This is a genomic window from Nioella ostreopsis, assembly GCF_004000255.1.
Classification (GTDB): domain Bacteria; phylum Pseudomonadota; class Alphaproteobacteria; order Rhodobacterales; family Rhodobacteraceae; genus Nioella; species Nioella ostreopsis.
Window position 1 is genome coordinate 182,659 of sequence record NZ_RCIQ01000002.1, and the last position, 25,335, is coordinate 207,993.

Here is a 25,335-nt window from a genome sequence, read left to right on the forward strand (position 1 = left end):
CTTTCTTGTATAGGATAGGGACCCCGGGCCGGGGTCAATTGAGATGGCCAATGAGCCGCGCGTGTCTGTCGAACGCAGCGATGGTTGCCCCCAATGTGGGCAGCTCTGCCGCTTCCATCATCGGAATCATCTTGGCGAAGGCGGCTGCCGTGCCGATGGCGTCGCCGATGGCGGTGTGGCGGTCGTCCTCGGGGATGGTGATGGCGAGCCGTGTGCAGAGCGCATCCAGCGTGTGTTCGGCGGACTGGCCAAAGAGGATGGCGGAAAACAGCACCGTGTCGAGGATCGGCTGATCGAAACGCAACCCGATCTCGGCTTCGCGGCGTTGCAGGAAGGCCATGTCGAAGGGCGCATTATGGGCCACCAGCACGTTGTTGTCGGCAAAGCGGTGGAAGCGGGTCAGCGCCTCTGCCACACCGGGCGCGCCCTGAACCATCTCGTTGGTGATGTGGTGGACGGCGGTGGAGGCGGCGGGGATCTTGCGGCCGGGATCGACCAGCATGTCGAAGCGTTCACCGGCGCGGACCCGGCCATTCACGACCCGCACGGCGGCGATCTGGCAGATCTCATCCACCTGCGGGTTGAGGCCGGTGGTTTCGGTGTCGAAGATCACGAAGTTGAGCTTGCTGAGCGGGGCCTGAGACAGCTCTTTCGGCAGATCGGCATGCAACAGGTCGAAATCATACTGCATAGCGCGGGCCGGAAGCGCGGGTTTGGGCGCGGCGAGTGGCAGGGAAAACTGCAGCGCGGAACGACCCTCTGCGCCGTCTCCCAATGTCACGCGGGTGCCATGGGTGGTCTGCACGTCGCCGCCCGAGAAATCCGCGAAGCCGGGGGAGAGCGGAGCAGAGAGCCAATCGGTCAGGTCGGCGTGGTCGGGCGCGGGGGCGGCGGATTCGAGGCTAAGGGTCACGGCGCTGTCGCCCAGTTGCGCAAGGCGCAGGGTGAAGGCGGTGCCCCCTTGGCCGGACCAGCCGAGCGCCAGCCGTTCCAGCATCCGGGTGACCGCGTAGCCGTCGCAGCGGATGCGACGGGCGGGCAGGTCGACGGTCAGGGACACGTCCTTGCGGGCCAGCCGGGCGCGAAGCGCGGCCCCGAGATCGCCAAGCGGCAGCGCCTCCATCGGCCACCATTGGGTGTCGGTCGCGGCCTTGCGCGCGGCGATATCGGCGACGGTTTCGGACAGCGCGGTTTTCTGCGGCTCTGGCAGGGCGGGCAGGGCCGCGTCGGTGGCGTCGATCAGACGGTCGAGCAGCGTGGCGCGTTCGGCATGGACCTTGAGGTCTTTCGACACGTCGCGGAGGGACAGTACGTAGCCCGGACCGCTGGTTTCCTGCCCTTCGAGATAGAGCAGGCGGATCCGCGCCTCCAGCAGACGCGCGCCGCGGCGGGTGGCGCAGAGGATGTCGGCGCCCTCGGTTTCGCCAGCCTCCAGCAGACGGGTATAGGCCTGCAGGATCGGCCCCGGCATCAGCAGATGGCGAACGGGGCGGTTGAGGCCGAGCGCCTCGGTATGGCCGAGGATATCCACCGCGCGGGCGTTGTAGAGCACCACGGAATGATCTGGCGTGCAGAAAAGGACGCCATCGGGCACTTCGGCAAGTAGGGTTTCCAGCCGGGATTTCTCAAGCGACAGCCGCGCGGTTTCGCGGCCCACGGCCATGGCCATGGCGTTGCGGGTCTCGGTCAGGTTGGCGGTGACCGCGGCGGCGGCGGTGCCAAGGTCGCCCAGATAGCGGGTGGGAGCGTGGTCGATCTCGTGGTCCACATCCGCATGGGCACGGGCGCGCATATCGGCGGCCAGACGTTCCACCGGGCGGGCGACGTTTTCATCGAACAGCACCCAGACCCAGGTGGTCAGGCCGAAAATGGCGACGATGCCGATCAGCCCGGCGATGACGAAGGCGGACAGGGCGTGATCCTCGCCCAAACGGATATAGCCGAGCGTCAGCCCTGCGATGGCGAGGGCCGAGGTCGCGACGGCAAGAAACGCAAAAAAGAGGAAGATGCGCAGACGCAGGGAAAGCTGGGTGAACATGGTCTGGGGCCTCCTCCTTGCCCCTTTGGTGTGTGGCGGATCGGGGCGGTCGCGCGTCGCCCCGTACCGGATCGGGTTAGTCCGCAGCCCCCCCGCCGCAGACGGATTGCAGGATCGGGTCGGAGGCCTCGACCTCCAGCCAGCTGGCATTGGTGGGCTGGCCATCGTCGCCGAATTCGGTTTCGGGGCTGACATCGGCCCGCCGGGTGTTGGCGCAATCCACCAGGATCGGGCGAACCACTTCTGGCTGCCAACGTTCATGAATGCGGATCTGTACCGCCAGAATGCCAGACCCGGTCGCGGTTTCGACCGTTTCCGAGGGTGAATGGGCGATGAAGCCCCGCACCCAAGGGTTGACGAAGGTCCAGGGCTGATACCAGGCCTGCTGCGTGCGTTCGGAAATGACCTGTGTGTCGGCGGGCATCGTGTCCAGCACATTGCTGTACCAGCCATATTCCAGAGCGATGGTCGAGACGATCATGGCGAGACCGGCGGCAACCGGAATGATCCCCTTGGGCAGGCGATTGCCGCTCAGGTGGCGCAGGGCCAATCCGGTGCCGGCGCCGACAAAGCCAGCGACGAAAGCGGTCAGAAGGGTCCAGAACATGGGCGGGGGGTGCTCCTCAGCTCAGAATGCCACGGCCCTGGCCGGCGGCGGATTGCATGGTTTTGACCACGACGAAGGCGTCGCGCAGGTGGCTACGCTCAAAATCGGAAAGGTCCGTGGGTGGCATGAAATTGTCGGGCTTCTCACCCCGGCGGATCTGCGCGGCCTGATGTTCCAGCCGGATTTCGGCGATCAGGTCATAGGCATCGAGCAGGTCGCGCCCGCCAGTGGTGGACACCTTGCCAGCCTCGATGGCCGCTTCCAGCCGGGCGCGGGTATTGGCGACGGGCAACTGGCCTTGCAGAGAATAGATGCGGCCAAGGTCGACGATGGGAACCACGCCGTTATGCTTGAGGTCGATGGTGTTCTTGTGTTCGCCCGAGCGCACGGTGGCAAACCCCCGGAACAGGCCAAGGGGCGGCGTGTGCTTGAGCGAATTGGCGATCATGTGGCTGACGAAAATGGAATTCTCGGCCGCGCTTTTCAGCGTATTGGCCTGCAAGTCGGCAAAGAGGCTTTCGTCGCCGCCAATCGGGCGCAGGTCGAACATGACGCTGGCCAGCATCTGCGCCTCGGGGTCGGGTTTGGCGATCCATTTGCGGAAATAGCCTCGCCAGACGCTGAGCGGCTGCCGCCAGCGGTCGGCGGTCGCCATCATGTCGCCGGGGCAGTAGAAATACCCGCAGGCATCCAGACCGTCGGACACGAACTTCGCCAGCGCCTTGAAGTAGCTGTCATGTTCGGGCTGCATCGCGTCGTCGATGATCAGGCAATTGTCCTGATCCGAAACGCCGGTCTGTTCCTGCCGCCCCTGCGACCCGCAGGCGAGCCAGAGATAGGGAACGGGAGGCGGCCCCAGCTTGTCCTCGGCCATTGCCAGCAGGCGGCGGGTTGTGGCATCGCCCACATCGGTGATCAGCCGTGTGACGACCTGGTGGGCGTTGTGCGCACCAACCAGCTGCACCAGAAGTTGCGGGATGCGGCCCACGATGCGCGCCAGTTCGGCGCAGCTTTGCGCATCGGCGATCTCTCGGATCAGCGCAGCGGAAGAGGTCGCCTGAAAGCGGGTCAGGTCGGTCTGGGTGAGAATACCCACCAGCTTGCCGCCCTCGACCACGGGCATATGGGTGATGCGCCGTTCGACCATCGCGTGCAGCACGTCCGAGACGAGCGCGGAGGGCGGCAGGGCAATCGGATCGGCTGTCATGACGCGGCTCACCGGCGTATCATGGGGCAGCCCCTCGGCCAGCGCCTTGTTGGTCAGGTCGCGGGTTGTGACGATGCCTTTCAGCGCCTCGCCCTCTGTGATCATCAGCGACGACACGCCATGATCGCGCATGTCCTGCGCGGCGGCCAGAATCGGGGTGTCGGGGGTCACCTGCCGGGGATTGCGGGTCATCATGTCAGCCAGCGACATGGTCGCCAGATCCTGCCGCTTGGCGCGGGCGGGGCGGGTTCGGTCGAAGAACTTGGCGACGCCGGGATGGTCTGCCACCAGCGCCTTGAAAACGGCGGCGGGGATGGCGATGAGGTCGGTGTCCTGTTCGGCGCGGGCCGAGGTGACGGCCAGCCCGTCTCGCATCAGGCCGCGTTCGCCGAACGTGTTGCGGGGGCCGAGGATGGACAAAACGGCACCGGTGTCGTCGGTGATGTCCACGCGGCCGCGAATGATCAGGTAAAGGGCCTCAAGTGGTTCGCCATAGCTGTAGATCTGGGCATCGGCGGGTATCGAACGGGGCTCTACCGCACCTGCCAGACTGTCCAGCGCGTCGGCGGGCAGGCTGTCATAGGGATGGGTATGGGCAAGAAATTCTCGGATCGTGTGAGGCATGTCGGGTTCCCCCGGAAAGAAAAGGCGCACCCCGGACTGTCGGGATGCGCCGGTGTCTTGAACAGGGCCTGCGGTGTCGCAGGCCCTGAAATGGGGCGTTCCCTTAGTGATCGACGGCTGCGCCGGCGCCACGCGGAATACGAACCGATTCCACCAGCTCCTGGATTTCCTGCGGCACTTCCTCGGTCGCGTTGGACACCAGGTAGGCAACAAGGAAGTTCAGAACAGCACCGATCGGACCGAAGTGAGTGGTCGGGATGCCGAACAGGTACTGGCTGCTGTCCAGCAACGCGGTGCCGGGGATGAAGAACCAGCCCAGGTACAGGAACAGGTACAGACAGGTCGAGATCAGACCGGCCAGCATACCCGCGACAGCACCCTTGGAGTTGATGCGCTTCGAGAAGATGCCCATCATCAGCGTCGGGAACAGCGAGGCTGCTGCAAGGCCGAAGGCCAGTGCCACAGTCTGCGCCGCGAAGCCCGGCGGGTTCAGCGCCAGCAGGGTCGCCAGAATGATCGCCACGATCATCGAGATCCGGGCTGCAAGCAGTTCGCCCTTTTCAGAGATGTTCGGGTTGATCACCGACTTGATGAGGTCGTGCGAGATCGCCGAGGAGATCGCCAGCAACAGACCTGCCGCAGTGGACAGGGCGGCTGCGAGACCACCGGCAGCGATAAGACCGATCACCCAGCCCGGAAGCTGTGCAATCTCCGGGTTGGCGAGAACCAGGATGTCACGGTTGAAGGTGACCAGTTCGTTGCCTTCCAGGCCATTGGCTTCTGCCAGGGCAGCACCAGCTTCGGAACCGGCGTTGTAGTACTGAATGCGGCCATCGCCGTTCAGGTCTTCAACACCGAGCAGACCGGTGACTTCCCAGGTGCGGAACCAATCGGGCAGGTCTTCGACTGCCACGGCTTCGCCTTCGACACCGTTCGGCCACATGGTGGTGATGACGTTCAGACGCGCCATTGCGCCAACAGCCGGAGCCGTCAGATACAGCAGTGCGATGAAGACCAGCGCCCAACCGGCAGACCAGCGTGCGTCAGCAACGCGGGGCACGGTGAAGAAGCGGATGATCACGTGGGGCAGACCCGCGGTACCGATCATCAGCGACAGGGTGTACAGAGCCATCAGCCAGGGGTTGGTGGTGGCGGTGTACTCGTTGAAGCCCAGGTCGGTCAGCAGGCCGTCCAGGGTTGCCAGCAGCGGGGTGCCGGCCTCGATGCCACCGGGCAGACCGTCCTGCATGGAGCTGAACAGACCCAGACCCGGGATCGGGTTGCCGGTCAGCTGCAGCGAGATGAAGATCGCCGGGATGGTGTAGGCGATGATCAGCACGCAGTACTGAGCCACCTGCGTGTAGGTGATGCCCTTCATGCCGCCCAGAACCGCGTAGACCGCAACGACGATCGACGCGATGATCAGGCCGGTGGTGCTGTCCACTTCGAGGAAGCGCGAGAACGCCACGCCCGCGCCGGTCATCTGACCGATCACGTAGGTGGTGGAGATCACGATCAGGCAGATCACCGCAACGATACGGGCAGTCTGGCTGTAATAGCGGTCACCCACGAATTCCGGCACGGTGTACTTGCCGAACTTGCGCAGGTAAGGCGCCAGAAGCATGGCCATCAGCACGTAGCCGCCGGTCCAGCCCATCAGGAAGAGCGAGTTGTTGTAGCCGGAGAAGGCGATGAGACCTGCCATCGAGATGAACGATGCCGCCGACATCCAGTCAGCCGCGGTTGCCATACCGTTGACAACGGGGTTCACGCCGCGACCAGCAGCGTAGAATTCCGAGGTCGATCCGGCACGGGCCCAGATGGCGATGCCGAAATAGAGCGCGAAGGACGCGCCCACGAAAATAAAGTTAAGGGTAGTCTGATCCATTGGTCGGTCCGTCCTTATTCTTCGTCGACGCCGAACTGCTTATCGAGCGAGTTCATGCGCCATGCGTAGAAGAAAATCAGCACGAGGAAGACCAGGATGGATCCCTGCTGAGCAAACCAGAAGCCCAGGTCCGTGCCGCCCACTGCGATGCCGCTGACCAGCGGACGCAGAAGGATGCCAAAGCCGAACGACGCAAGCGCCCAGATCACCAAGCAGATGGTGACCAGACGGATGTTCGCCGACCAGTATTCGTTGTTAGATGGCGAGTCAGCCATGTGAGTTCTCCCTTCGATTGGGTTTCCCGAACCTGCCCTCCCGACCGGCCCGGGTCTTTCTATCGCCGCCACCCCTCCAGCAAGGTGGCGACGAATCTCGTGTTAGCCTTCCGTGACTCCTCCGACGATCTTGCCAAGGTCGGCAGCGATCTCGTTGATGTCCCCCATTGCGGGCACCCGCGTCAGCGCATCACGCGCGGCGTAATAGCTGATGAGCGGGGCGGTTTGGGCGTGGTAAGCCGACAGGCGCGTGCGCACCGTTTCGGCATTGTCGTCAGCGCGCCGTTTGAACTCGGTGCCCTGGCATTTGTCGCAAGTTCCCGCGGTGGCGGGCTGCTTGAATTCGTCGTGGTAGCCTTCGCCGCAAGCCGCGCAGGTGTAGCGGCCGGAGACGCGAGCCACCATGGCCTCGTCATCCACTTCCAGGCTGATCGCGGCGTCGATCTTCTGACCCCGATCGGCCAGCAGCGTGTCGAGTGCCGCAGCCTGCGCCTCGGTGCGGGGGAAGCCGTCGAGGATGGTGCCCTTGGTCACGTCGGGCTGGTCCAGCCGGTCGGACAGGATGGCGATGACGATCTCGTCGGAAACGAGCTCGCCCTTCTCCATCACGGCTTTGGCGGCCTTCCCGGCCTCGGTGCCAGCGGCAACCGCCTCACGCAGCAGGTCCCCGGTGGACAGCTGCACAAGGCCGAATTTTTCTTCCAGCATGCGGGCCTGGGTGCCCTTCCCGGCGCCCGGAGGGCCGAGAAGGATCAGGTTGACGGGGCGGGTCATGGTCTCAGTGCTCATCATGCCGCCTTACTTCACGGCCCGGTTCTCGATCAGCTCGTCCACAACGGACGGGTCTGCGAGGGTCGAGGTGTCGCCAAGGCTGCCAAAGTCGTTCTCGGCGATCTTGCGCAGGATGCGGCGCATGATCTTGCCAGAGCGGGTCTTGGGCAGGCCGGGGGCCCACTGGATGACATCGGGTTTCGCGATCGGGCCGATTTCCTGACGGACCCAGTCAGAGAGCGTCTTTTTCAGCTCGTCGGACGGGGTTTCGTCGTTCATCAGCGTGACATAGCAGTAGATGCCCTGACCCTTGACCGGGTGCGGGTAGCCCACCACGGCGGCCTCTGACACGGTCTCATGCGCGACCAGTGCGCTTTCCACCTCGGCGGTGCCCATGCGGTGGCCGGACACGTTGATCACGTCATCGACGCGACCGGTGATCCAGTAGTCGCCATCGGCATCGCGGCGGCAGCCGTCGCCCGAGAAGTAGTAGCCCTTGTAGTCCGAGAAATAGGTCTTTACGAACCGGTCATGGTCGCCATAGACGGTGCGCATCTGGCCGGGCCAGCTGTCGGCGATGACCAGAACGCCCTCGACACCGTTGCCCTCGATGATCTCGCCCGAGGTGGGCTCCAGCACCAGCGGCTTGACGCCGAAGAACGGGTGCTGCGCCGCGCCGGGTTTCAGCGTGTGGGCGCCGGGCAGCGGAGTCATCATGTGACCGCCGGTTTCGGTCTGCCACCAGGTGTCGACGATCGGGCAGCGGCCCTTGCCGACGTTTTCGTTGTACCAGTTCCAGGCCTCGGGGTTGATGGGCTCGCCCACGGTGCCAAGCAGCTTGAGGCTGGACAGGTCATGCTTCTCGACGAAGCTGGTGCCCTTGCCCATCAGCGCGCGAATGGCGGTCGGGGCGGTGTAGAACTGGTTGACCTTGTGCTTGGCGCAAACCTCCCAGAAGCGGCCCGCGTCGGGGTAGGTCGGCACGCCTTCGAACATCAGCGTGGTCGCGCCGTTGGCGAGCGGACCGTAGACGATATAGCTGTGGCCGGTGACCCAGCCCACGTCAGCGGTACACCAGAAGACATCGCCATCCTGATAGTCGAACGTGTACTGGTGGGTCATCGAGGCATAGACCAGATAGCCGCCGGTGGTGTGCACCACGCCCTTGGGCTGCCCGGTGGAGCCGGAGGTGTAGAGGATGAACAGCGGATCCTCGGCACTCATCTCGGTCGGCATGCAGTAGGTGCTGACCTGCTCGGCCAGTTCGTTGTACCAGTGATCGCGGCCTTCGCGCCACGCAACCTGCCCGCCGGTGCGCTTGACCACCAGGCACTGAACGTCGTCACCACAATGCAGCATTGCCTTGTTGACGTTGTCCTTCAGCTCGGTGACACGCCCGCCGCGCGGGGCGCCATCGGAGGTGATGACCAGCTTGGCATCACAGCCGTTGATCCGCGCGGCGAGAGCATCGGGAGAGAACCCGGCGAAGACGATGGAATGAATGGCCCCGATGCGCGCGCAGGCCAGCATGGCGTAGGCGGCTTCGGGGATCATCGGCAGGTAGAGAACGACGCGGTCGCCCTTGCCGACGCCCAGTTCCTTCAGGACGTTGGCAAACTTGCCGACTTCCTGAGACAGCTGGTTGTAGGTGATGTGCTGCGCTTCGTCGGTTGGCTCATCGGGCTCGAAGAGGATCGCGGTCTGATCGCCGCGGGTGGCCAGGTGACGGTCGATGCAGTTGGCGGAGACGTTGGTGGTGCCGTCCTCGAACCAGCTGATATGCACGTTGTCATGGTCAAAGGAGGTGTTCTTGACCTTGGTATAAGGCTTGATCCAGTCGATGCGCTTGCCGTGTTCGCCCCAGAAGGCCTCGGGATCATTGATCGAGGCCGCATACATGTCGGCGTATTTGGTGCTGTCGATATGAGCGCCGGGCAGAAGGTCGGGCATCATGTTCGTATCGTTGGGCAATGGTCTCTCCCTTAAAGAGTTTCGGTTCTTGTCCCAAACAGATGACACGTCGAACCGGGGCGGAAAACATACGCTTTCCACGTGTCCTGCATATTCGGACAGGGGCCATCTTGCGGTTTGGCTGGTCCTGTGCGGGGCCCGGATGGGCTGAAAGTTTTGGTTAGCCTCCCCCAACCGTTGCTTCGTTCTGCCTGTGACGATCCGGGTTTCCTCCTGCCGGATCACTGGGCATTTGCCGAAGAGGGTGCATTTGTTTCGTGCTCCCTGACGTGAACCTTACAAAATTTCGTGAACAGGAGAACTGTTAGCTGTGGGTCGTTCAGGGTTCTGTAACTGATTTTCTGAAGGCGTGATGCTGGCTGTAAATAATTTTACAAACTGGGTCTAAAAATATTCTGTTTCAAATGGATAGAAACAAAGCATGATCGCGGACAGGCGGGCCGAACCAGTGGTTTTCTTTTCTGCGCAGTCAGATCCGGCGAGGATGGAAGGTGAAACAGGCGTTGCGGCAGCCCCGCCGCGCCTTGGCCCGCCGGAATCATCGGCGATCACTCGTCGGACAGAATCCTGAACTCTCCCTGCAACCACGGCATCAGGTCGAGCCCGCGATCGGTGAAATGTTGCTCGATCAGGTCGCGGGCGATGGCCGCGATCTGGCGCGGGATATCGCCCGACCAGTCGCCGGTGGCACATAGGGAGATCCGGCGCGAGGTTCCCGCGAAGGGCAGGGGGCGGGCATCGATCCCGTCGAGGAAACGTCCGCCGCGCAGCAGGCTGAGCGGGGTGGTAATGGTCCAGGCGTGGCCTCCGGCCACAAGTGCGCTGATCGACTGGTTGGAATCCAATTCGAACCGGTTGGGAATTGTCTGACCCTGACGCTGGAGCATCTCCTCGATCTGGCGGCCCATGACCTGCGCCTGATCACGGCGCAGAAAGCGCAGATGCGACAGCCCCTCCAGCCCGTTCGCAAGGCTGGTGCCTTTCGGTATGGCGAGGATATAGGGATCGTCCAGCAGCGGATGGATGACGGCACCCGGCGGGTTTTCCCGTCCCTCGGCACAAATCGCGAGGTCAAGCTCGTTCCGGGTCACGCGGTTCAGAAGCGTATGGCTGGCGCCGGTGTTCAGCAGGAACACGCAGCTCTGCATTGTTTCTGCCAGTCTGGCGGTCAGCGTCGGGGTGACCTCGTTCTCGAAATCCTCGATGATCCCCATGCGCAGCGAAGAGACATCCGACAGATCCAGCGTGGTCAGGTCGCGTTGGCCGGTGCGCAGGGCACCAAGCGCGGCCTCCACATGGCGCAGAAACTGGCGGCCGCCGGGGGTCAGCGTCATCGGTCGCCGGCCCTGATCGACCAGCGGAATGCCAACGGCGGTGTTGAGGTTCTTCAACTGTTGGGACACGGCGGGTGCGCTCATGCCCAAACGGCGCGCAGCTTCGCCGACCGACCCGGTCTGCGCGAGGGCCTCGAACACTTCCAGCCCCCGGATCGAAACACCTTTCAGAACGCCGCCCATCTGTTCTTGCCACCTTCTGCCCGAGGCGATCATGCCTCAGGCGTTGATGATCTTTTCTAGCAGGACGGGGGAAACCGCGATACCGGAATTCTGCACTGCGACGGGCGGGTCCGGGGCGTGATGCCACAGCGCTGTCCGGACCGCGACGAAACTGTGATGCAACCGGAATGCGGGGCCGAGCGGGCCCTCGAAGGGGATGGGGCTGTCTGACCCCCGGTCCGGGACAACGCGGCTTTGCATCATCGGCGACGCCTGCGACAGGCCGAGCTGGCGCTGCTCAACCTCCAGCACCATGCTGCCATTGGGCGCGGCGCGAGCCACGAGCCCTGCAACATTCGCGAACCCGACCAGTCCCCGCGCCGCGCAATGATCGAGAAACAGACGCCCGGCACCGACCGGATAGGCATTGCGCACGGAAAGAACCGCGATGCCATGGGCCAAAGCGCGGTCGCATAGCGTTTCAAGACCGATCGCGACCGCCGGGCAGGGGAAGCCGCCATCGGCTTCGACCGTCAGGGCGGCGGGACCGCTATCCACCATGCGGGGTGTCGCGGCCGCATTGACCCGCCCGCACCGCAGATGCTCCACCATATGCGGCACCAGCCCGAGACCGAGGCGGCGCAACCCGGCGGTTTCGGCGCGGCGGATGGATCTCGCGACGGGGGCTGCGCTGTCAGGCGACAGGCCCGCGCGCAAAAACACATCCAAGACCAGCGCTTCGATGTCGCCGGGGGCCAGGATGTCACGTTCGCCAATGTCTTTCACCGGCGGCACTCACTACTCAGGAACCTTGCCGCAGGACTTTAGAGACAGCGGGGCGCTTCTGTCCACGACGCATGCCCCGACAAGGTTAAGAATTTCCGTGCGAGATCAGGCGTAGAGGAATTCATACCGGCCATCGGGCAGTATCGCGGCGGTGCACAACAGCCCTGATTGCCACGCGCCACAATCGACACAGATCCGGCCTTCGGTGCTGACCGGGGCCTCGGCGGAGGTATGGCCATGCACGATCCAGGTGCCGTCCGACCGGGGCCGGGTGTCGAATTCGGGATGGCCCCACAGCAGGACGCGGGGCGACTGGTCTTGCATCGCATGCTGCGGATCGGCGGCGGCATGGACGACCCAGAGATTGCCGGAGTTCCAGGACAGGGGCAGGTTTTCCAGCCAGTCCAGCAGCGCGGGCGACATGTGGCTGCGCAGCGCCAGCGCCTCTTGCCGGAACAGCTCTGGCGCGCAGCCGGGTTCCAGCTGGCTGGTATGAAGGCCGAAGCTGTCAAGCGTCGGACGCGCGCCGGACCGCAGCCAGCGGGGGCCGCGTGTCTTGGGGTCGGACAGGAAATCCAGCAGCATCCTCTCGTGATTGCCCATCAGGCAGGTCACGTTCTTCGGCAGTTCCTTTGACAGCTCCCACACCCGGGTCAGCGTCGCGGCGCTGTCGGGCCCGTGGTCGATATAGTTGCCGACGAAAACCACCTGCGGGTTGCGGGCACCGGTCCGGCCCACATGTTCGTCGATCCGGTCCAGCGCCCGTTCCAGCAGGTCGGCCCGCCCGTGCAGATCGCCGATGACATAGGTGGCGAATTCCGGACGCGGCAGGGCATCCCGCGCGGGGGCGGGGGATGCGTCGTTGTTTGGACGGGACAATATGCTGCGCAGGCGGCGGATCATGGTTAGCACTTGCTCTGGCGAGGCAAGAAAAACAAGAGGGTATGGCGTCTCTGTGGCAAAGCTTCGCCGGTTTCAGCCCTCGCTGCGCAGGATTGCGGCGGGGCGAATGGCCAGGGGGCGCAGGGCAAAGGCCAAACCGGCCAGCAAGGTTGCCAGCGCGCCCCCAAGGGTGATGGCCAGGGCCGAGGGCAGGTGGAACGCGAACTCGGTTTCCATCACGAAGCGGGTCACGGCCCATCCGGCCAGGCCCCCCGCTGCTACGGCCACTGCGCCCGCCGCCATGCCGAGTAGTGCCGAGCGAAAGGCGAAGCTACCAAGGATCCGCGCGCGGCTGGCGCCAAGCGTCTTCAGAACCGCCGCCTCATAGGCCCGCGCCCGCTCGCCCGCCGCCGCCGCGCCGATCAGCACCATGAAGCCGGTCAGCAGCGTCGCCGCCGCCCCCCAGGACGTGGCCGCCGCGATGCCCGACAGGGCCCGCGCCACCTGGTCGATCGCGTCGCGTACGCTGATTGCGGTGATGTTGGGGCCGATCTCGGCGACCTCTCGCAGGATACGGGCCTCGGCCTGCTGGTCGGCATAGACCGTGGCGATATGGGTATGCGGCGCGCCCTCAAGCGCATTGGGCGACAGGGTCAGCACGAAGCCGATCCCGGCGTTCGAAAAATCGACCTCTCGCAACGCGACAATGGTCGCGGTGATGTCGCGGCCAAGCACGTTCACGGTCATCGTGTCGCCAAGCCCGATGCCCATTTCCAGCGCCTCTTCGGCGGCAAAGGCCATCAGCGGCGGTCCGTCGTAATCCTCTGGCCACCATTCCCCGGCCATGATCTCGCGCGCGGGGGGCGCGTCGGCCCGGTAGGTCAGCCCCCGGTCGCCCCGGATTACCCAGTGGTTGCCCGCGACCTCTGCCGCGGGGCGGTCATTGATCCGGGTGATGACCCCGCGCAGCATCGGCGCGCTGTCCACGCGGGTCACGTCGGGGTCGGTGTCCATCGCCGTCAGGAAGGGGGCGATCTGGTCGGGCTGGATATCGACGAAGAAGAAGGCCGGGGCGACCTCGGGCAGGTCCTGCTGGATCGCTGCGCGCAGATTGGTGTCGATCTGGCCCACAGCGGCCAATACCGACAGGCCAAGGCCAAGCGAAAGGATCGTGCTGGCCGCCTCCGACCCCGGCGCGCCGATGGCGGCAAGGGCCAGGCGCAACGCGGGGCGGCCCCGCGTATGCCGGGCAAGGCGACGAGCGACCAGACGCATCCGGCTGGCGGCAAGCGCAAGGATGACGAGGGCCGTTGCGATGGCGGCAAAGGACCAGAGTGCGAGGCGCGGGATGCCCGACAGCCCCGCCGCCGCCGCGACCAGTGCAGCCACCAGCCCCGCGATCACCAGAAGGAAAGGCCAGCGCGGCCAGCGGCGCGACAGCCCCGCCGCCTCTCGATACAGCGCGGCGGCGCGGACCTGTTCCACTCGTGCCAGCGGCCAGAGCGTGAAGATCAGCGCCGTCAGCGCGCCATAGAGAGCCGCCTCTGCCAGGGGGCCGGGGTGGATCCCGAAGTCAGCCGGGACCGGCAGCGCCCCCGCGATCAGCGGCGCAAGACCAAGCGGCAGAACCGCCCCCAGGGCAAGCCCGAGGAGAAGGCCAAGCAGGGTCATCGCACCGATTTGCAGGAAGTAGACCGTGAAGATGGTGCGCCGTTCGGCGCCAAGGGTTTTCAGCGTTGCAATCGTCTCGGTCTTGCCGGTCAGGTAGCTGCGCACGGCCGCCGAGATGCCCACACCGCCCACGGCCAGGCCCGCCAGCCCCACCAGCACAAGGAAGGCCCCGATCCGCTCCACGAAACGGCCAAGCGCGGGCGCGGCGTTGCGGGCGTCCTTCCAGCGCATGCCTGTATCGGCGAAAAGCCTGCGCGCCTCGGCTTCAAGCGCGGCAAGGTCCGTGCCCTCCGGCAGCGCGAGGCGGTACTGGCTGTTATACAGCGTGCCGGGGCCAAGCAGGCCGGAGCCCTCCAGCGCATCCAGCCGCACCAGCGTGCGCGGGCCGGGGCCGAAATTGCCGCCTGCTATGTCGGGTTCATCCGTCAGCGCCGCGCGCAGCTCGAACTCCTGAACGCCGAACGTGACTCGATCCCCGATCTGCAACCCCATCTGCGCGATCAGCGTCGGGTGCATCACCGCGCCCGGCAGCTCGGTCGTGGCAAGCGCCTCCGCGATGGTCATCGCCGGATCAAGCCCGACCTCGCCATAAAGCGGATAGAGCCCGTCCACGCCGCGAAGCTGCGTCAGACCACGCACCGTTTCACCCTCGACCTCCGCCACGGCCATGGACCGGAAGTCGACGGTCTCGGACACGGCCAGCGCGCGGGCGGCCATCCAGGCGGCCTCTTCTTCCGTCGCCATGCGGTAGACGAAGGTCATCTCGGCATCGCCGCCCAGGATCACCGCGCCTTCTTCTTCCAGCCCGGTCTGGACCGCCTGCCGGACCGATCCCACGGCGGCAATCGCCGCCACCCCAAGCGTCAGGCAGGCCAGGAATATGCGAAAGCCGCGCAGCCCCCCGCGCAGGTCACGCGCCGCGATGCGAAACGCGGGCCTCATCGCCGCTTGCCCCAGTTCCAGGGTGGCGCCAGACGGTCGCGGATCTCCTGCACGGTGAACGCGGCCTCCATCGGGTCGGCAATGTCGCGGAAGCGTGCGTCGATCACGGCGCCCTCATCGAGCGCGGCGTGGCATTCCGGCAGGGCGCGGGCCAGCAGCGCGAAGAGACGCCCGCTCTCGGCAAAGCGCAGCATTCCGCCGGGCACCGCAAGGCGGCGGTCGGTCGGTGCCATGCGTTCGACAAGGAAGAGGATGCCCGCGCGCATCAATTCCTGATCTGGTGTCAGGGTCAGGCGGCCATTCGTAGCGCGCGTCACCTGCCCGATCACGGGATAGTTCGTGACCTTGATCATGCGTCGAGCCGCCCGTCGCGCAGACCGATCACCCGGTCGCAGCGTGCCGCTAGTTCCGGCGCATGGGTGACCATGATCAGCGTCGCGCCGTGCCGGTCGCGCAGGTCAAAGAGCAGGTCCATGATCGCGCGCCCATTGGCCTCATCCAGATTGCCCGTGGGTTCATCGGCCAGCAGGATGCGCGGGCGCGGCGCGGCGGCGCGGGCCAGCGCCACGCGTTGTTGCTCACCGCCCGAAAGCTGGCCGGGATAGTGGTGCATCCGGTCGGCAAGCCCCACGGCGGTCAGTTCTTCCTCCGCCCGCCCGAAGGCATCCCTGCGGCCCGCCAGTTCCAGCGGTGTTGCCACGTTTTCCAACGCGGTCATCGTGGGAATAAGGTGGAAGCTTTGAAACACCACGCCCATATTATCCCTGCGGAAACGGGCCAGCTGATCCTCGGTCATCGGCGTCAGATCGGCCCCGAGCGCCTTCACAACCCCGCCCGTGGCCCGTTCCAGCCCGCCCATGAGCATCAGGAGAGACGACTTGCCCGAGCCAGAAGGTCCCACCAAACCCACGGTTTCACCCGCGGCGACAGTCAGAGATATTCCGTGCAGGATCTCGACCTTGCCAGCATTACCGTCAAGCGTCAGGGTCACATCAGTGAGGGACAAAACAGGGGACGTCATGAAAAAGCTCCGGGCGCGGATATTCCTTGGATATGGGGGTGTGGTGCGCATGGGCAAGGCGGTTGTGCTGGCCCTGTCGCTTTGTGCCGCACCGTCATGGGCCGAAGAAGTCGTGATCGCGGCACTCGGTGACAGCCTGACGCAAGGCTACGGGCTGCCCGCCGAACAGGGTTTCGTGCCGCAACTGGAGGCATGGTTGCAGGCGCGGGGCCATGAGGTGCGGCTGATCAATGCGGGCGTCTCGGGGGATACCACGGCGGGCGGGCTGGCGCGGATCGCTTGGACGCTGACATCGGATGTGCAAGCGTTGATCGTGACGCTTGGCGGCAACGACCTGCTGCGCGGTCTGCCGCCAGAAGCTGCGCGGGCCAACCTTGCGGGCATACTGGACGCAGCGGCGGAGGCAGGGGTCGAGGTGCTGCTGATCGGCATGGAAGCGCCGCTGAATTACGGCCCCGACTACCAGGCGGCGTTCGATGCGATCTACCCGGAACTGGCCGCGGAATATGGGACGGTCTACGCCGAAAGCTTTCTCGCCCCCGTCGTCGCGGCCCCGGATTTGCGCGCCGTGATGCAGGCCGATGGCATCCATCCGAACGCGGCGGGTGTGGCGCTGATTGTGGAAGCGCTCGGGCCTGCGGTGGAAGCGCTTGTCACGCGGGTCGAGCAACCCTGATCTCGGTGCCCGCCTCGGCGCATAAGGAACGCAGCGCCGCGGGCGGGTCCGTATCGGTGACCCAGATATCCAGATCAGACAGCGAGGCAATGCGCACCGGGGCCGCGCGGGTCAGCTTGCCCTGATCGGCCACCAGGATCGCCTGCCGCGCCTGCTGCAGAATGGCATGAGCCACCCGCACCTCCTGAATGTCGAAGTCGAGCAGGTCGCCATCCGCATCGAGCGCCGACGCCCCGATCACCGCCACATCCACCTTGAAGGCGCGGATCGTCTGCACCGCCAGATCACCCACAAGGCCCCCATCCGCCCGCCGCAACGCGCCGCCGGTCAGCACCACTTCGCATGAGGGATTCCCGGCCAGGATCTGCGCGGCGTTCATGTTGTTCGTCACCACCATCAGCCCGCTATGCCCCTGCAACGCGCGGGCCACGGCCTCGGTCGTGGTGCCGATATTGAGGAAGAGCGACGCGCCATCGGGGATCTCGGCGGTACAGGCGCGGGCGATGGCCTCTTTCGCGTCCGCATTCAGGCGGCGGCGGTCCTCGTAGCCGATATTGGTGACGCCCGAGGGCAGCACAGCCCCGCCATGAATGCGGTCCAAGAGCCGCGCATCGCACAACTCCGTCAGGTCGCGACGGATGGTCTGGACCGTCACGCCAAAGGCCTCGGCCAGCCCTTCGACCATCACGCGGCCCTCGCTGCGGGCGCGGTCGAGAATGTCGGATTGGCGGGGGGTGATCGGCATGGGCTCTCCTTCGCCTTTCTTATAGCGAAGAAATCCATGCACGGAAACGAAGAAAAGCGAACAGAAAAATTGACAAATCGAACATGAAGTGAGAGGAGTCGCGCGTAATCGAAAGGCGAGTCCCATGTCCGAAGACTATGACCTCTTCATCATCGGCGGCGGCATCAATGGCTGCGGCATTGCGCGGGATGCGTCGGGGCGGGGGCTGAGGGTCGGTCTGGCCGAGATGAACGACCTCGCCTCGGCCACGTCCTCGGCGGCGACCAAGCTCTTTCATGGCGGGCTGCGCTACCTGGAGTATTTCGAGATCCGGCTAGTGCGCGAGGCGCTGAAGGAACGCGAGGTGTTGCTCTCGGCAATGCCCCATATCAGCTGGCCCATGCGCTTCGTGCTGCCCTATCACAAGGACATGCGGTTCGAGAGCACGACGCCCACCTCGCGGTTGCTGGGGCTGGTTATGCCCTGGATGCGCGGGCGGCGTCCTGCTTGGCTGATCCGGCTTGGCCTGTTCCTCTATGACCATCTGGGCGGGCGCAAGATTCTGCCTGCCACGCGGACGGTGACCCTGCGGACCGCCCCCGAAGGACAGCCGCTGCAGGACCGCTTCGCCAAGGCCTATGAATATTCCGATTGCTGGGTGCAGGATTCGCGGCTGGTGGTGCTGAATGCACGCGATGCCGAAGCACGCGGCGCGCGGATCATGGTGCGCACCAAGGTGATTTCGGCGGCCCGTGACGGGGATGCCTGGGCTATCACTCTGGAGGATGAGACCGGCCAACGAACCGTGCGCGCAAAGATGCTGGTCAACGCGGCAGGCCCCTGGGTGGGCGACGTGATCCAGACAAAAATCCGCGTGAATTCCCATGAAAACGTGCGGCTGGTGCGCGGCAGCCATATCGTGACGCGCAAGCTCTACGATCACGACAAGTGCTACTTCTTTCAGGGCGAAGACGGGCGGATCATCTTTGCCATTCCCTATGAAGAGGATTTCACCCTGATTGGCACCACCGATCTGGATCATCCCGATCCGTCGGTGAAGCCGGTCTGTACGGAGGATGAGCAGAACTATCTCTGCGCCTTCGCATCCCAGTATTTCAAACAGCCTGTCACGCGCGCGGACGTGGTCTGGACCTATTCCGGCGTCCGCCCCCTTTACGACGATGGCGCCAGCGCCGCCCAATCGGCCACGCGGGACTATGTGCTGAAGGTCGATGCGAACGGGCCGCCGGTTCTGAATGTCTTCGGTGGCAAGATCACCACTTATCGAAAGCTCGCCGAAAGCGCGCTGGACAAGATCGGCCAGCATTTGCCCCTCTCACAAGGCGACTGGACGGCAGGTGTTCCGATGCCGGGTGGGGATTTCCCCGTGGCTGGCGTGCAGGCCCTGATCGACGGGTTGCGCACCGACTACCCGTTCCTCACCCCGGCCTGGGCCAAGCGCCTGGTTCGTCACTACGGCACCGAGGCGCGCGATATCCTTGGGGATGCAACCGCCGCCGCCGACCTAGGCCGTGATTTTGGTGCGACGCTCAGCGAGGCGGAACTCAAATGGCTCATGCGCAAGGAATATGCCCGCCGCGCAGAGGATGTCGTCTGGCGCCGCACCCGGCTCGGCCTCAGGCTGACCGAAGACCAGATCGCCGCCATCGACCGGTTCATGTCGGAACATGCCGCCCGACCCGTGGTTTCCGAGTGACCCGATGCGTTTCATCTTGGCAAAAATACCTCGGGGGTCCGGGGGCAGAGCCCCCGGTGGATCGACGCGCAAAGCGCGGCGAAACCAGTCTTGACCATGTGAATGGCTTGCGGGGCAACCTTCACCCGCTAGGATCGCAGAAAACAGGGAGGAACCGATGACCCATATTCTGGCCATCGACCAGGGCACCACATCAAGCCGCGCCATCGTCTTTGATGGCGACATGAAGATCAAAGCCACCGCGCAGAAGGAGTTCACGCAGCATTTCCCGGCCTCGGGTTGGGTCGAGCATGACCCTGAGGACATCTGGACCACGGTTGTCGAAACCTGCCGGGAGGCTTTGGAAAAGGCGGGGCTCTCGGCGGCGGAGATCGCAGGGATCGGCATCACCAACCAGCGGGAGACCACGCTGCTGTGGGATCGGACGACCGGCGCGCCCCTGCACAAGGCCATCGTCTGGCAGGACCGGCGCACGGCGGATCGGTGCGCCGCGCTGCGTGAGGCGGGGCATGAGGCGATGGTGCAGGACAAGACCGGGCTTCTGCTGGACCCCTATTTTTCCGGGACGAAACTGGCGTGGCTTTTGGACAATGTGGAGGGCGCGCGCGCGCGGGCGGAACGCGGCGAGCTGGCCTTCGGCACGGTCGATACGTTTCTGATCTGGCGGCTGACGGGCGGCGCAGCCCATGTGACCGACGCCACCAACGCGGCGCGGACGCTGCTTTACAATATTCGCGAGGGCCAGTGGGATGCGGAGATCTGCGGGCTTCTGAACATCCCGATGAGCCTGCTGCCCGAGGTCAAGGATTGCGCGGCCGATTTCGGCGAGACCGAGCCGGGGCTGTTCGGTGCGGCGCTGCCCATTCTGGGTGTTGCGGGCGATCAGCAGGCGGCGACGATTGGGCAGGCCTGTTTCGGGCCGGGGATGCTGAAATCGACCTATGGGACGGGCTGTTTCGCATTGCTCAATACCGGCGACACGCTGGTCACGTCACAAAACCGGATGCTGGGAACCATCGCCTACCAGTTCGACGGCACGCCCACCTATGCGCTGGAAGGCTCCATCTTCATCGCGGGGGCGGTGGTGCAATGGCTGCGTGACGGGCTGAAGATCATCGACGCGGCGCCCGAGACGCAGAGCCTGGCCGAAACCGCTGATCCCGAACAACAGCTCTATCTCGTTCCGGCCTTCACTGGCCTTGGTGCCCCCTATTGGGATGCGGACTGCCGGGGGGCTGTGTTCGGTCTGACGCGCAGCTCCGGCCCCGCGGAATTCGCGCGCGCGGCCTTGGAAAGCGTGGGATATCAGACACGTGACCTGTGGGAAGCGATGCGCGCCGACTGGCAAGGGGCGGGCGGAGACAGCATCCTGCGCGTCGATGGCGGGATGAGCGCGTCGGACTGGACCATGCAGTTTCTTGCGGACATTCTCGGTGCGCCGGTGCACCGGCCCGCGATATTGGAAACCACCGCGCTCGGGGCGGCGTGGCTGGCCGGGATGAAGGCCGGGATCTACCCGGACCGTGACGGGTTTGCCGCCACCTGGGCGCTGGAGCGGGAATTCGTGCCGAGGATGGATGAGACCGGGCGCGCGCGGCTTTATGCCGGGTGGAAGGACGCCGTGGCGCGGACCTTGAGCCGGTAGCGGCAGGCGGGTTCCGGCCCGTTCGGAGGCGGAAAAAGGGGGGGTGCCGGGCGTACACCCCCCGTGCACCCCCCGTACACCGGGCGTGCAGACGAAACGCGGAATCAGCTACTGGCAGAAGCCGAGCCAGCACTGACCGGACTGGCATTCGGAGTTGAAGCCGCAGACCGCACCGAAGGGCAGGTTGGACCGGCTTGGCCCGACCGAGCCGGTCCCGGCCCCGCCTCCCGTGCCGCTGCCTGAGGCACTCGGACCGGCATGGAGCGCGACGCAATAGCCGATGGTGGTGCAGTAATAGGCCTCGCAGCTGGCGAAGCCCCAACAGGCGTTCTCGCAGTCAGAGCGGGAGCCGTAGCCGGAAATATAGTCCCAGCCCGGTGCGTAGACGGATCCGAAGAACGCATCGGCATCGCTACAGGTATAACTGCGCATCTGGGCGCTTGCCTGGGGCGCTTGCAGAAGGGCCACGGTAAAGAGGGCCACGAAAAGGGATCGGAAAAAACAGGTCAACAAAAGCCTCCGGCCGGTACGACATGACGCCCGATCCGTTCTTGCCACGGCCTCTTGCCCCGGTCCGCGGCGGTGACCACCGGCCCCATGGCCGCATCCGGGTTGCCCATCAGCGTAGCATCCCGGCAGGTTCTGGGTCAAACATCGGCAATGTGCTTGCAGAGCGGCACCGGTTTCGCCGCGCGTTCCGCGCGTCGATCCGGGGAGCGCCCCTCGTCAGGCGCCTCTGGCGCCCTCCTCGGGCCGCGTTGCCACGGGATCCTGGCTGCTGGAGGCTCGCTGCCCCGGATGATCCGCGGGCTGAGAGGGCGGGACGCCTCCGGCGGAGGTATTTTGGCCAAGATGAAAAGGGCGGGGCGATCAGTCGCCGTTCGGTCGGGACAGGATGAAGGCCGCCGCGCCGCCCATGGCCATGATCTGGATCAGGATGATCATGCCGCTGAGGCTGGAGAGAATGCTGACCATCAGGACGAGCGCCATCGCGGTGCAGGCCATTGCCTTGTAGCGGGGGCGGATCGCGCCCTTGTCTTCCCAATCCCGGATCGGACCGCCGAAGATGTTGTGCTCCACCAGCCATTGCCTGAGCCGTGGAGAGCTTTTCGAGAAGGCGAAGGCCGCGAGGATCAGGAAGGGCGTGGTGGGCAGGATCGGCAGGACGACGCCCGCGAAGCCGAGCGCCACGGCACTCCAGCCGAGTGCGAGCCACGGCAGGTGGCGCAGGCGGGGGCGGTTCAAGGGGTCTGGCATCAGGCTCATGCCCTTCGGGTTTAGCGCGGTTTGCGGCGGGGGGAAGGGGCAGCGAGCTCTGCCGATGCATCGCGCCAGTCGCCGGGGGCGAGGCCATCGAGGCTCCATTTGCCCACGCGCGCCCGGATCAGGCGCAGGGTCGGCAGGCCCAGGGCGGCGGTCATGCGGCGGACCTGCCGGTTGCGGCCTTCGGTGATGGTAAGCTCCAGCCAGGCATCGGGCACGGTCTTGCGAAAGCGCACAGGCGGGGTGCGGGGCCAGAGGCCGGGAGGCTCGTCGATGAGCTGCACCTTGGCGGGGCGCGTGGGGCCGTCTTTCAGGGTGACGCCGGTGCGCAGGGCCTGCAACTGGTCTTCCGTCGGCGTACCCTCCACCTGCGCCCAATAGGTCTTGGGGGTCTGCGCGCGGGGGCTGGTGATGCGGGCCTGCAACCGGCCGTCATCGGTCAGCACCATCAGCCCCTCGCTGTCGCGGTCCAACCGCCCGGCGGCATAGACACCGGGCACGTCGATGAACTCCGACAGGGTGCGCCGCGCGCTGCCCTCGGTGCCCTTGTCGGTGAACTGCGAGAGCACGTCATAGGGCTTGTTGAAAAGGATCAGTCTGGTCATCGCCTTGCCTTCCGCTGCCCCGGTCCTGACCGATCCTGACGCGTTCGGCAAGCGCCGTGTCGGAAATGCCGTTGCGGTGTTCGCCGTTTCGCATAGCGTGGTCGGGACAGCCAGACAGGGAGACAGGACATGCCAGCGGGATGCGCGCCATTCAGCCAAACCGAATATGACCGGCGGATCGCCAAGACACGGACCGCGATGGCGGAGGCGGGGCTGGATGCGATCTTCGTGACCGACCCGTCGAACCAGGCATGGCTGACGGGCTATGACGGCTGGTCCTTCTACGTGCATCAGGGCGTGATCCTGCGGATGGAGGGCGAGCCGGAATGGTGGGGCCGGTCCATGGACGCGCTTGGCGGGCAGCGGACCTGCTGGATGGCGGCGGAAAACATCCATGGCTATTCCGACCATTACATTCAGTCGACCGTCTACCACCCGATGCAGGATCTGGCGGAGCATTTCACCCGAATGGGGCTGGCCTCGGCCCGGATCGGGGTGGAGATGGAGAATTACTACTACTCCGCCAAGGCGCATGCGGTTCTGGGTGCCGAACTGCCCAATGCGACGCTGGTCGATGCGACGGCCCTGGTGAACTGGCAGCGGCTGGTGAAGTCGGAGGAAGAGATCGGCTTCATCCGCAAGGCCGCGAAGATCTCCGAGAAGGTCGTGGGGGTTGCGCTGGAGCGCGCCGAGCCAGGGGTGCGCAAGAATGACCTCGTGGCCGATATCTTCCACGCGGGCATCACCGGGGTGGACGATATCTGGGGCGATTACCCGGCGATTGTGCCGCTGACGCCCTCTGGCCTCGATGCGACCGCCGCGCATCTGACCTGGAATGGCGACGAGATGCGCGAGGGCGAGGCGACGTTCTTCGAACTCTCGGGCTGCTATCGCCGCTACCACGCGCCGCTGTGCCGGACGATCTTCCTGGGCACGCCATCGGATGACATGCTCCGGGCCGAGGCCGCGCAGATGGAAGGCATCGAGGCGGGGCTTGCCGCTGCCCGCGCGGGCAACCAGACGCGCGACGTGTTCAACGCCTTCATGGAGGTGCTGCACAAGCACGGGTTCGACCGCAAGGGCCGCATGGGCTACCCGATCGGCCTGTCCTACCCGCCCGACTGGGGCGAGCGCACCGCGTCGATCCGGGGCGAGGATGAAACCGTCCTCGTGCCTGGCATGACCTTCCATTTCATGCCGGCGCTTTGGATGGACAGCTGGGGCCTTGAGACCACGGAAACCATCCTTATCAAGGAGGATGGCCCGGCTGAGACGCTCTGCAACGTGGAGCGAAAGCTCTTCGTCAAGCCATGACCGGGCTGCCCGAGACCACTGAACTGCTGGCCGAGCTGATCGCCTATCCGACGATCTCGCCCGACAGCAACCTCGACATGATCGCCTGCCTCGCCAATCACCTGGAGGCGGCGGGCGCGCATGTGGAGGTGTTGCAGGACGGGACCGGGCGCAAGGCCAATCTCTTTGCCCGGATCGGGCCGGAGGTGCCGGGGGGCATCATGCTGTCGGGTCATACCGATGTGGTGCCGGTGGCCGATCAGGACTGGACGAGCGACCCGTTCCGGATGCGCGCCGACGATGCCAAGCTTTACGGGCGCGGCACCTGTGACATGAAAGGCTTCATCGCGGCCTCTGTCGCGATGGCGCCGCTGTTTGCTGACAGGGCACTGAAGAAACCTGTCTATTTCGCCTTCACCCATGACGAGGAGGTCGGCTGCCTCGGGGCGCAGGCATTGGTGGAGGTGCTTCGCGGGCGCGACTTGCTGCCCGACATGGCCATTGTGGGCGAACCCACCTCGATGCGGATCATCGAAGGGCACAAGGGCTGCTGTGAGTATTCCACCCATTTCACCGGGTTGGAGGGGCACGGGTCCTCCCCCGATCACGGGGTGAACGCGGTGGAATTCGCGGTGCGCTATGTCAACCGGCTGATGGAGCTGAAAGAGGCGCTGAAGACCCGCGCACCCGCGGGCGGGGCGTTCGAGCCGCCCTGGACCACGATCAATACCGGCGCGCTGATTGGCGGCGTGGCGCATAACGTGATCCCCGGACGCGCGCAGGTGGATTGGGAAATGCGGCCCGTGCAGAAATCGGATGCCGATTTCGTGCGTGGCGACCTGCACCGTTATTGCGAAGAGGTGCTGCTGCCTGCGATGCGGTCCGTCAGCCCGGGCGCCAGCATCGAAACCGAAGTGGTGGGCGAGGTCGACGGGCTGATTCCGACGAGCGAGAATGAGGCGCGCGATATCGTCATGGAACTGACCGGGGCCAATGGCGCGGGGCTGGTGCCCTTCGGGACCGAGGCGGGGCTGTTTCAGGATCTTGGCATGTCGGTCGTGGTCTGCGGCCCCGGGTCCATCGAACAGGCCCACAAGCCCGATGAATTCATCGAACTGACCCAGATGGGCCAGTGTCTTGGCTTGTTGGAACGGCTGAGCCAGCGGCTGTCCTGACGCGGGTTTCCGCTCTGGTCAGCTGTGGCCATGCTGCGCTACCCTGGGGCAGGTCTTA

Annotated in this window: 22 protein-coding genes; 5 read left to right on the plus strand and 17 right to left on the minus strand. The window is 65.2% G+C overall.

Translation table 11 applies throughout. The features are described from left to right. Nucleotides 1-34: 34 nt before the first annotated feature. The 13 genes from EP237_RS03405 to EP237_RS03460 form a co-directional block, all read right to left on the minus strand. Entirely contained in the window at nt 35-2,038 is a 2,004-nt protein-coding gene (locus tag EP237_RS03405) for a 3'-5' exonuclease (RefSeq protein ID WP_164744605.1), read from the minus strand. Nucleotides 2,039-2,114: 76 nt separating this feature from the next. Further along, nucleotides 2,115-2,645, minus strand: coding sequence for a hypothetical protein (locus EP237_RS23040; RefSeq protein WP_164744606.1), 531 nt, complete (start codon nt 2,643-2,645; stop codon nt 2,115-2,117). 16 nt (nt 2,646-2,661) lie between these two features. After that, nucleotides 2,662-4,476: a DUF294 nucleotidyltransferase-like domain-containing protein gene (locus EP237_RS03410; protein WP_127558123.1), complete on the minus strand. Its 1,815-nt coding sequence runs from the start codon at nt 4,474-4,476 to the stop codon at nt 2,662-2,664. Between the two features lie 103 nt (nt 4,477-4,579). Further along, complete coding sequence (locus EP237_RS03415; RefSeq protein WP_127558125.1) at nt 4,580-6,364, minus strand: sodium:solute symporter family protein; 1,785 nt, start codon at nt 6,362-6,364, stop codon at nt 4,580-4,582. A gap of 14 nt (nt 6,365-6,378) precedes the next feature. After that, on the minus strand, nt 6,379-6,639 hold the full coding sequence (locus EP237_RS03420) for a DUF4212 domain-containing protein (protein ID WP_071689077.1): 261 nt from the start codon (nt 6,637-6,639) through the stop codon (nt 6,379-6,381). Nucleotides 6,640-6,741: 102 nt separating this feature from the next. Further along, nucleotides 6,742-7,428 (minus strand): adenylate kinase, encoded by a 687-nt coding sequence (locus EP237_RS03425; RefSeq protein WP_127558127.1) that lies wholly within the window; start codon nt 7,426-7,428, stop codon nt 6,742-6,744. Nucleotides 7,429-7,437: 9 nt separating this feature from the next. Beyond that, nucleotides 7,438-9,360: an acetate--CoA ligase gene (acs, locus tag EP237_RS03430; protein ID WP_240661475.1), complete on the minus strand. Its 1,923-nt coding sequence runs from the start codon at nt 9,358-9,360 to the stop codon at nt 7,438-7,440. Nucleotides 9,361-9,929: 569 nt separating this feature from the next. Then, a complete protein-coding gene (locus EP237_RS03435; RefSeq protein WP_164744607.1) occupies nt 9,930-10,898 on the minus strand; it encodes a LysR family transcriptional regulator in 969 nt (322 codons plus the stop codon). 36 nt (nt 10,899-10,934) lie between these two features. Continuing rightward, on the minus strand, nt 10,935-11,663 hold the full coding sequence (locus EP237_RS03440; RefSeq protein WP_164744608.1) for an Ldh family oxidoreductase: 729 nt from the start codon (nt 11,661-11,663) through the stop codon (nt 10,935-10,937). Nucleotides 11,664-11,768: 105 nt separating this feature from the next. Continuing rightward, nucleotides 11,769-12,566 carry a metallophosphoesterase gene (locus EP237_RS03445; protein WP_127558133.1) on the minus strand — a complete coding sequence of 266 codons (798 nt, stop codon included), beginning with the start codon at nt 12,564-12,566 and terminating at the stop codon, nt 11,769-11,771. A 72-nt stretch (nt 12,567-12,638) separates the two neighbouring features. Continuing rightward, the gene (locus EP237_RS03450) at nt 12,639-15,158 is read right to left on the minus strand and encodes an ABC transporter permease (protein WP_127558135.1); all 2,520 of its coding nucleotides are present in this window, start codon (nt 15,156-15,158) and stop codon (nt 12,639-12,641) included. Beyond that, nucleotides 15,155-15,511, minus strand: coding sequence for a hypothetical protein (locus EP237_RS03455; RefSeq protein WP_127558137.1), 357 nt, complete (start codon nt 15,509-15,511; stop codon nt 15,155-15,157). The genes EP237_RS03450 and EP237_RS03455 overlap by 4 nt, the downstream gene beginning before the upstream one ends. After that, the gene (locus EP237_RS03460) at nt 15,508-16,179 is read right to left on the minus strand and encodes an ABC transporter ATP-binding protein (protein WP_127558139.1); all 672 of its coding nucleotides are present in this window, start codon (nt 16,177-16,179) and stop codon (nt 15,508-15,510) included. The genes EP237_RS03455 and EP237_RS03460 overlap by 4 nt, the downstream gene beginning before the upstream one ends. Here EP237_RS03460 and EP237_RS03465 point away from each other — a divergent pair. Then, entirely contained in the window at nt 16,178-16,855 is a 678-nt protein-coding gene (locus EP237_RS03465) for an arylesterase (RefSeq protein WP_420812502.1), read from the plus strand. The two genes, EP237_RS03460 and EP237_RS03465, sit on opposite strands and share 2 nt — an antisense overlap. On the opposite strand, the gene EP237_RS03470 is transcribed toward EP237_RS03465, so the two are convergent. Continuing rightward, nucleotides 16,833-17,600: a DeoR/GlpR family DNA-binding transcription regulator gene (locus EP237_RS03470; RefSeq protein ID WP_127558142.1), complete on the minus strand. Its 768-nt coding sequence runs from the start codon at nt 17,598-17,600 to the stop codon at nt 16,833-16,835. The two genes, EP237_RS03465 and EP237_RS03470, sit on opposite strands and share 23 nt — an antisense overlap. 124 nt (nt 17,601-17,724) lie before the next feature. Here EP237_RS03470 and glpD point away from each other — a divergent pair, with 124 nt between their 5' ends. After that, nucleotides 17,725-19,296, plus strand: coding sequence for a glycerol-3-phosphate dehydrogenase (gene glpD, locus EP237_RS03475; RefSeq protein ID WP_127558144.1), 1,572 nt, complete (start codon nt 17,725-17,727; stop codon nt 19,294-19,296). A gap of 157 nt (nt 19,297-19,453) precedes the next feature. Beyond that, nucleotides 19,454-20,941 (plus strand): glycerol kinase GlpK, encoded by a 1,488-nt coding sequence (gene glpK / locus EP237_RS03480; protein ID WP_127558146.1) that lies wholly within the window; start codon nt 19,454-19,456, stop codon nt 20,939-20,941. 108 nt (nt 20,942-21,049) lie between these two features. Here glpK and EP237_RS03485 read toward each other — a convergent pair whose 3' ends face one another. From EP237_RS03485 to EP237_RS03495, 3 genes are all read right to left on the minus strand, one after another. After that, entirely contained in the window at nt 21,050-21,424 is a 375-nt protein-coding gene (locus EP237_RS03485) for a hypothetical protein (protein ID WP_127558148.1), read from the minus strand. A gap of 387 nt (nt 21,425-21,811) precedes the next feature. Continuing rightward, entirely contained in the window at nt 21,812-22,198 is a 387-nt protein-coding gene (locus EP237_RS03490) for a YbaN family protein (protein ID WP_240661477.1), read from the minus strand. A 20-nt stretch (nt 22,199-22,218) separates the two neighbouring features. Beyond that, on the minus strand, nt 22,219-22,809 hold the full coding sequence (locus EP237_RS03495; protein WP_127558150.1) for an rRNA large subunit pseudouridine synthase E: 591 nt from the start codon (nt 22,807-22,809) through the stop codon (nt 22,219-22,221). 129 nt (nt 22,810-22,938) lie between these two features. On the opposite strand from EP237_RS03495, the gene EP237_RS03500 reads away from it, so the two are divergent. Beyond that, entirely contained in the window at nt 22,939-24,123 is a 1,185-nt protein-coding gene (locus tag EP237_RS03500; RefSeq protein ID WP_127558152.1) for a M24 family metallopeptidase, read from the plus strand. After that, complete coding sequence (argE, locus tag EP237_RS03505; protein WP_127558154.1) at nt 24,120-25,277, plus strand: acetylornithine deacetylase; 1,158 nt, start codon at nt 24,120-24,122, stop codon at nt 25,275-25,277. Before EP237_RS03500 ends, argE begins: the two co-directional genes overlap by 4 nt. Nucleotides 25,278-25,335 lie beyond the last annotated feature (58 nt).

What these genes read in the sequence shown, in the direction of transcription:
- glpD (WP_127558144.1), top strand. Translation starts at nt 17,725, where the DNA reads ATGTCCGAAGACTATGACCTCTTCATCATCGGCGGCGGCATCAATGGC.
- EP237_RS03465 (WP_420812502.1), top strand. Translation starts at nt 16,178, where the DNA reads ATGAAAAAGCTCCGGGCGCGGATATTCCTTGGATATGGGGGTGTGGTG.
- EP237_RS03445 (WP_127558133.1), bottom strand. Translation starts at nt 12,566, where the DNA reads ATGATCCGCCGCCTGCGCAGCATATTGTCCCGTCCAAACAACGACGCA.
- EP237_RS03415 (WP_127558125.1), bottom strand. Translation starts at nt 6,364, where the DNA reads ATGGATCAGACTACCCTTAACTTTATTTTCGTGGGCGCGTCCTTCGCG.
- EP237_RS03405 (WP_164744605.1), bottom strand. Translation starts at nt 2,038, where the DNA reads ATGTTCACCCAGCTTTCCCTGCGTCTGCGCATCTTCCTCTTTTTTGCG.
- EP237_RS03470 (WP_127558142.1), bottom strand. Translation starts at nt 17,600, where the DNA reads ATGCCGATCACCCCCCGCCAATCCGACATTCTCGACCGCGCCCGCAGC.
- EP237_RS03495 (WP_127558150.1), bottom strand. Translation starts at nt 22,809, where the DNA reads ATGACCAGACTGATCCTTTTCAACAAGCCCTATGACGTGCTCTCGCAG.
- argE (WP_127558154.1), top strand. Translation starts at nt 24,120, where the DNA reads ATGACCGGGCTGCCCGAGACCACTGAACTGCTGGCCGAGCTGATCGCC.
- EP237_RS03450 (WP_127558135.1), bottom strand. Translation starts at nt 15,158, where the DNA reads ATGAGGCCCGCGTTTCGCATCGCGGCGCGTGACCTGCGCGGGGGGCTG.
- EP237_RS03410 (WP_127558123.1), bottom strand. Translation starts at nt 4,476, where the DNA reads ATGCCTCACACGATCCGAGAATTTCTTGCCCATACCCATCCCTATGAC.
- EP237_RS03435 (WP_164744607.1), bottom strand. Translation starts at nt 10,898, where the DNA reads ATGGGCGGCGTTCTGAAAGGTGTTTCGATCCGGGGGCTGGAAGTGTTC.
- EP237_RS23040 (WP_164744606.1), bottom strand. Translation starts at nt 2,645, where the DNA reads ATGTTCTGGACCCTTCTGACCGCTTTCGTCGCTGGCTTTGTCGGCGCC.
- EP237_RS03425 (WP_127558127.1), bottom strand. Translation starts at nt 7,428, where the DNA reads ATGAGCACTGAGACCATGACCCGCCCCGTCAACCTGATCCTTCTCGGC.
- EP237_RS03420 (WP_071689077.1), bottom strand. Translation starts at nt 6,639, where the DNA reads ATGGCTGACTCGCCATCTAACAACGAATACTGGTCGGCGAACATCCGT.
- EP237_RS03455 (WP_127558137.1), bottom strand. Translation starts at nt 15,511, where the DNA reads ATGATCAAGGTCACGAACTATCCCGTGATCGGGCAGGTGACGCGCGCT.
- EP237_RS03500 (WP_127558152.1), top strand. Translation starts at nt 22,939, where the DNA reads ATGCCAGCGGGATGCGCGCCATTCAGCCAAACCGAATATGACCGGCGG.
- glpK (WP_127558146.1), top strand. Translation starts at nt 19,454, where the DNA reads ATGACCCATATTCTGGCCATCGACCAGGGCACCACATCAAGCCGCGCC.
- EP237_RS03490 (WP_240661477.1), bottom strand. Translation starts at nt 22,198, where the DNA reads ATGCCAGACCCCTTGAACCGCCCCCGCCTGCGCCACCTGCCGTGGCTC.
- EP237_RS03460 (WP_127558139.1), bottom strand. Translation starts at nt 16,179, where the DNA reads ATGACGTCCCCTGTTTTGTCCCTCACTGATGTGACCCTGACGCTTGAC.
- acs (WP_240661475.1), bottom strand. Translation starts at nt 9,360, where the DNA reads ATGCCCGACCTTCTGCCCGGCGCTCATATCGACAGCACCAAATACGCC.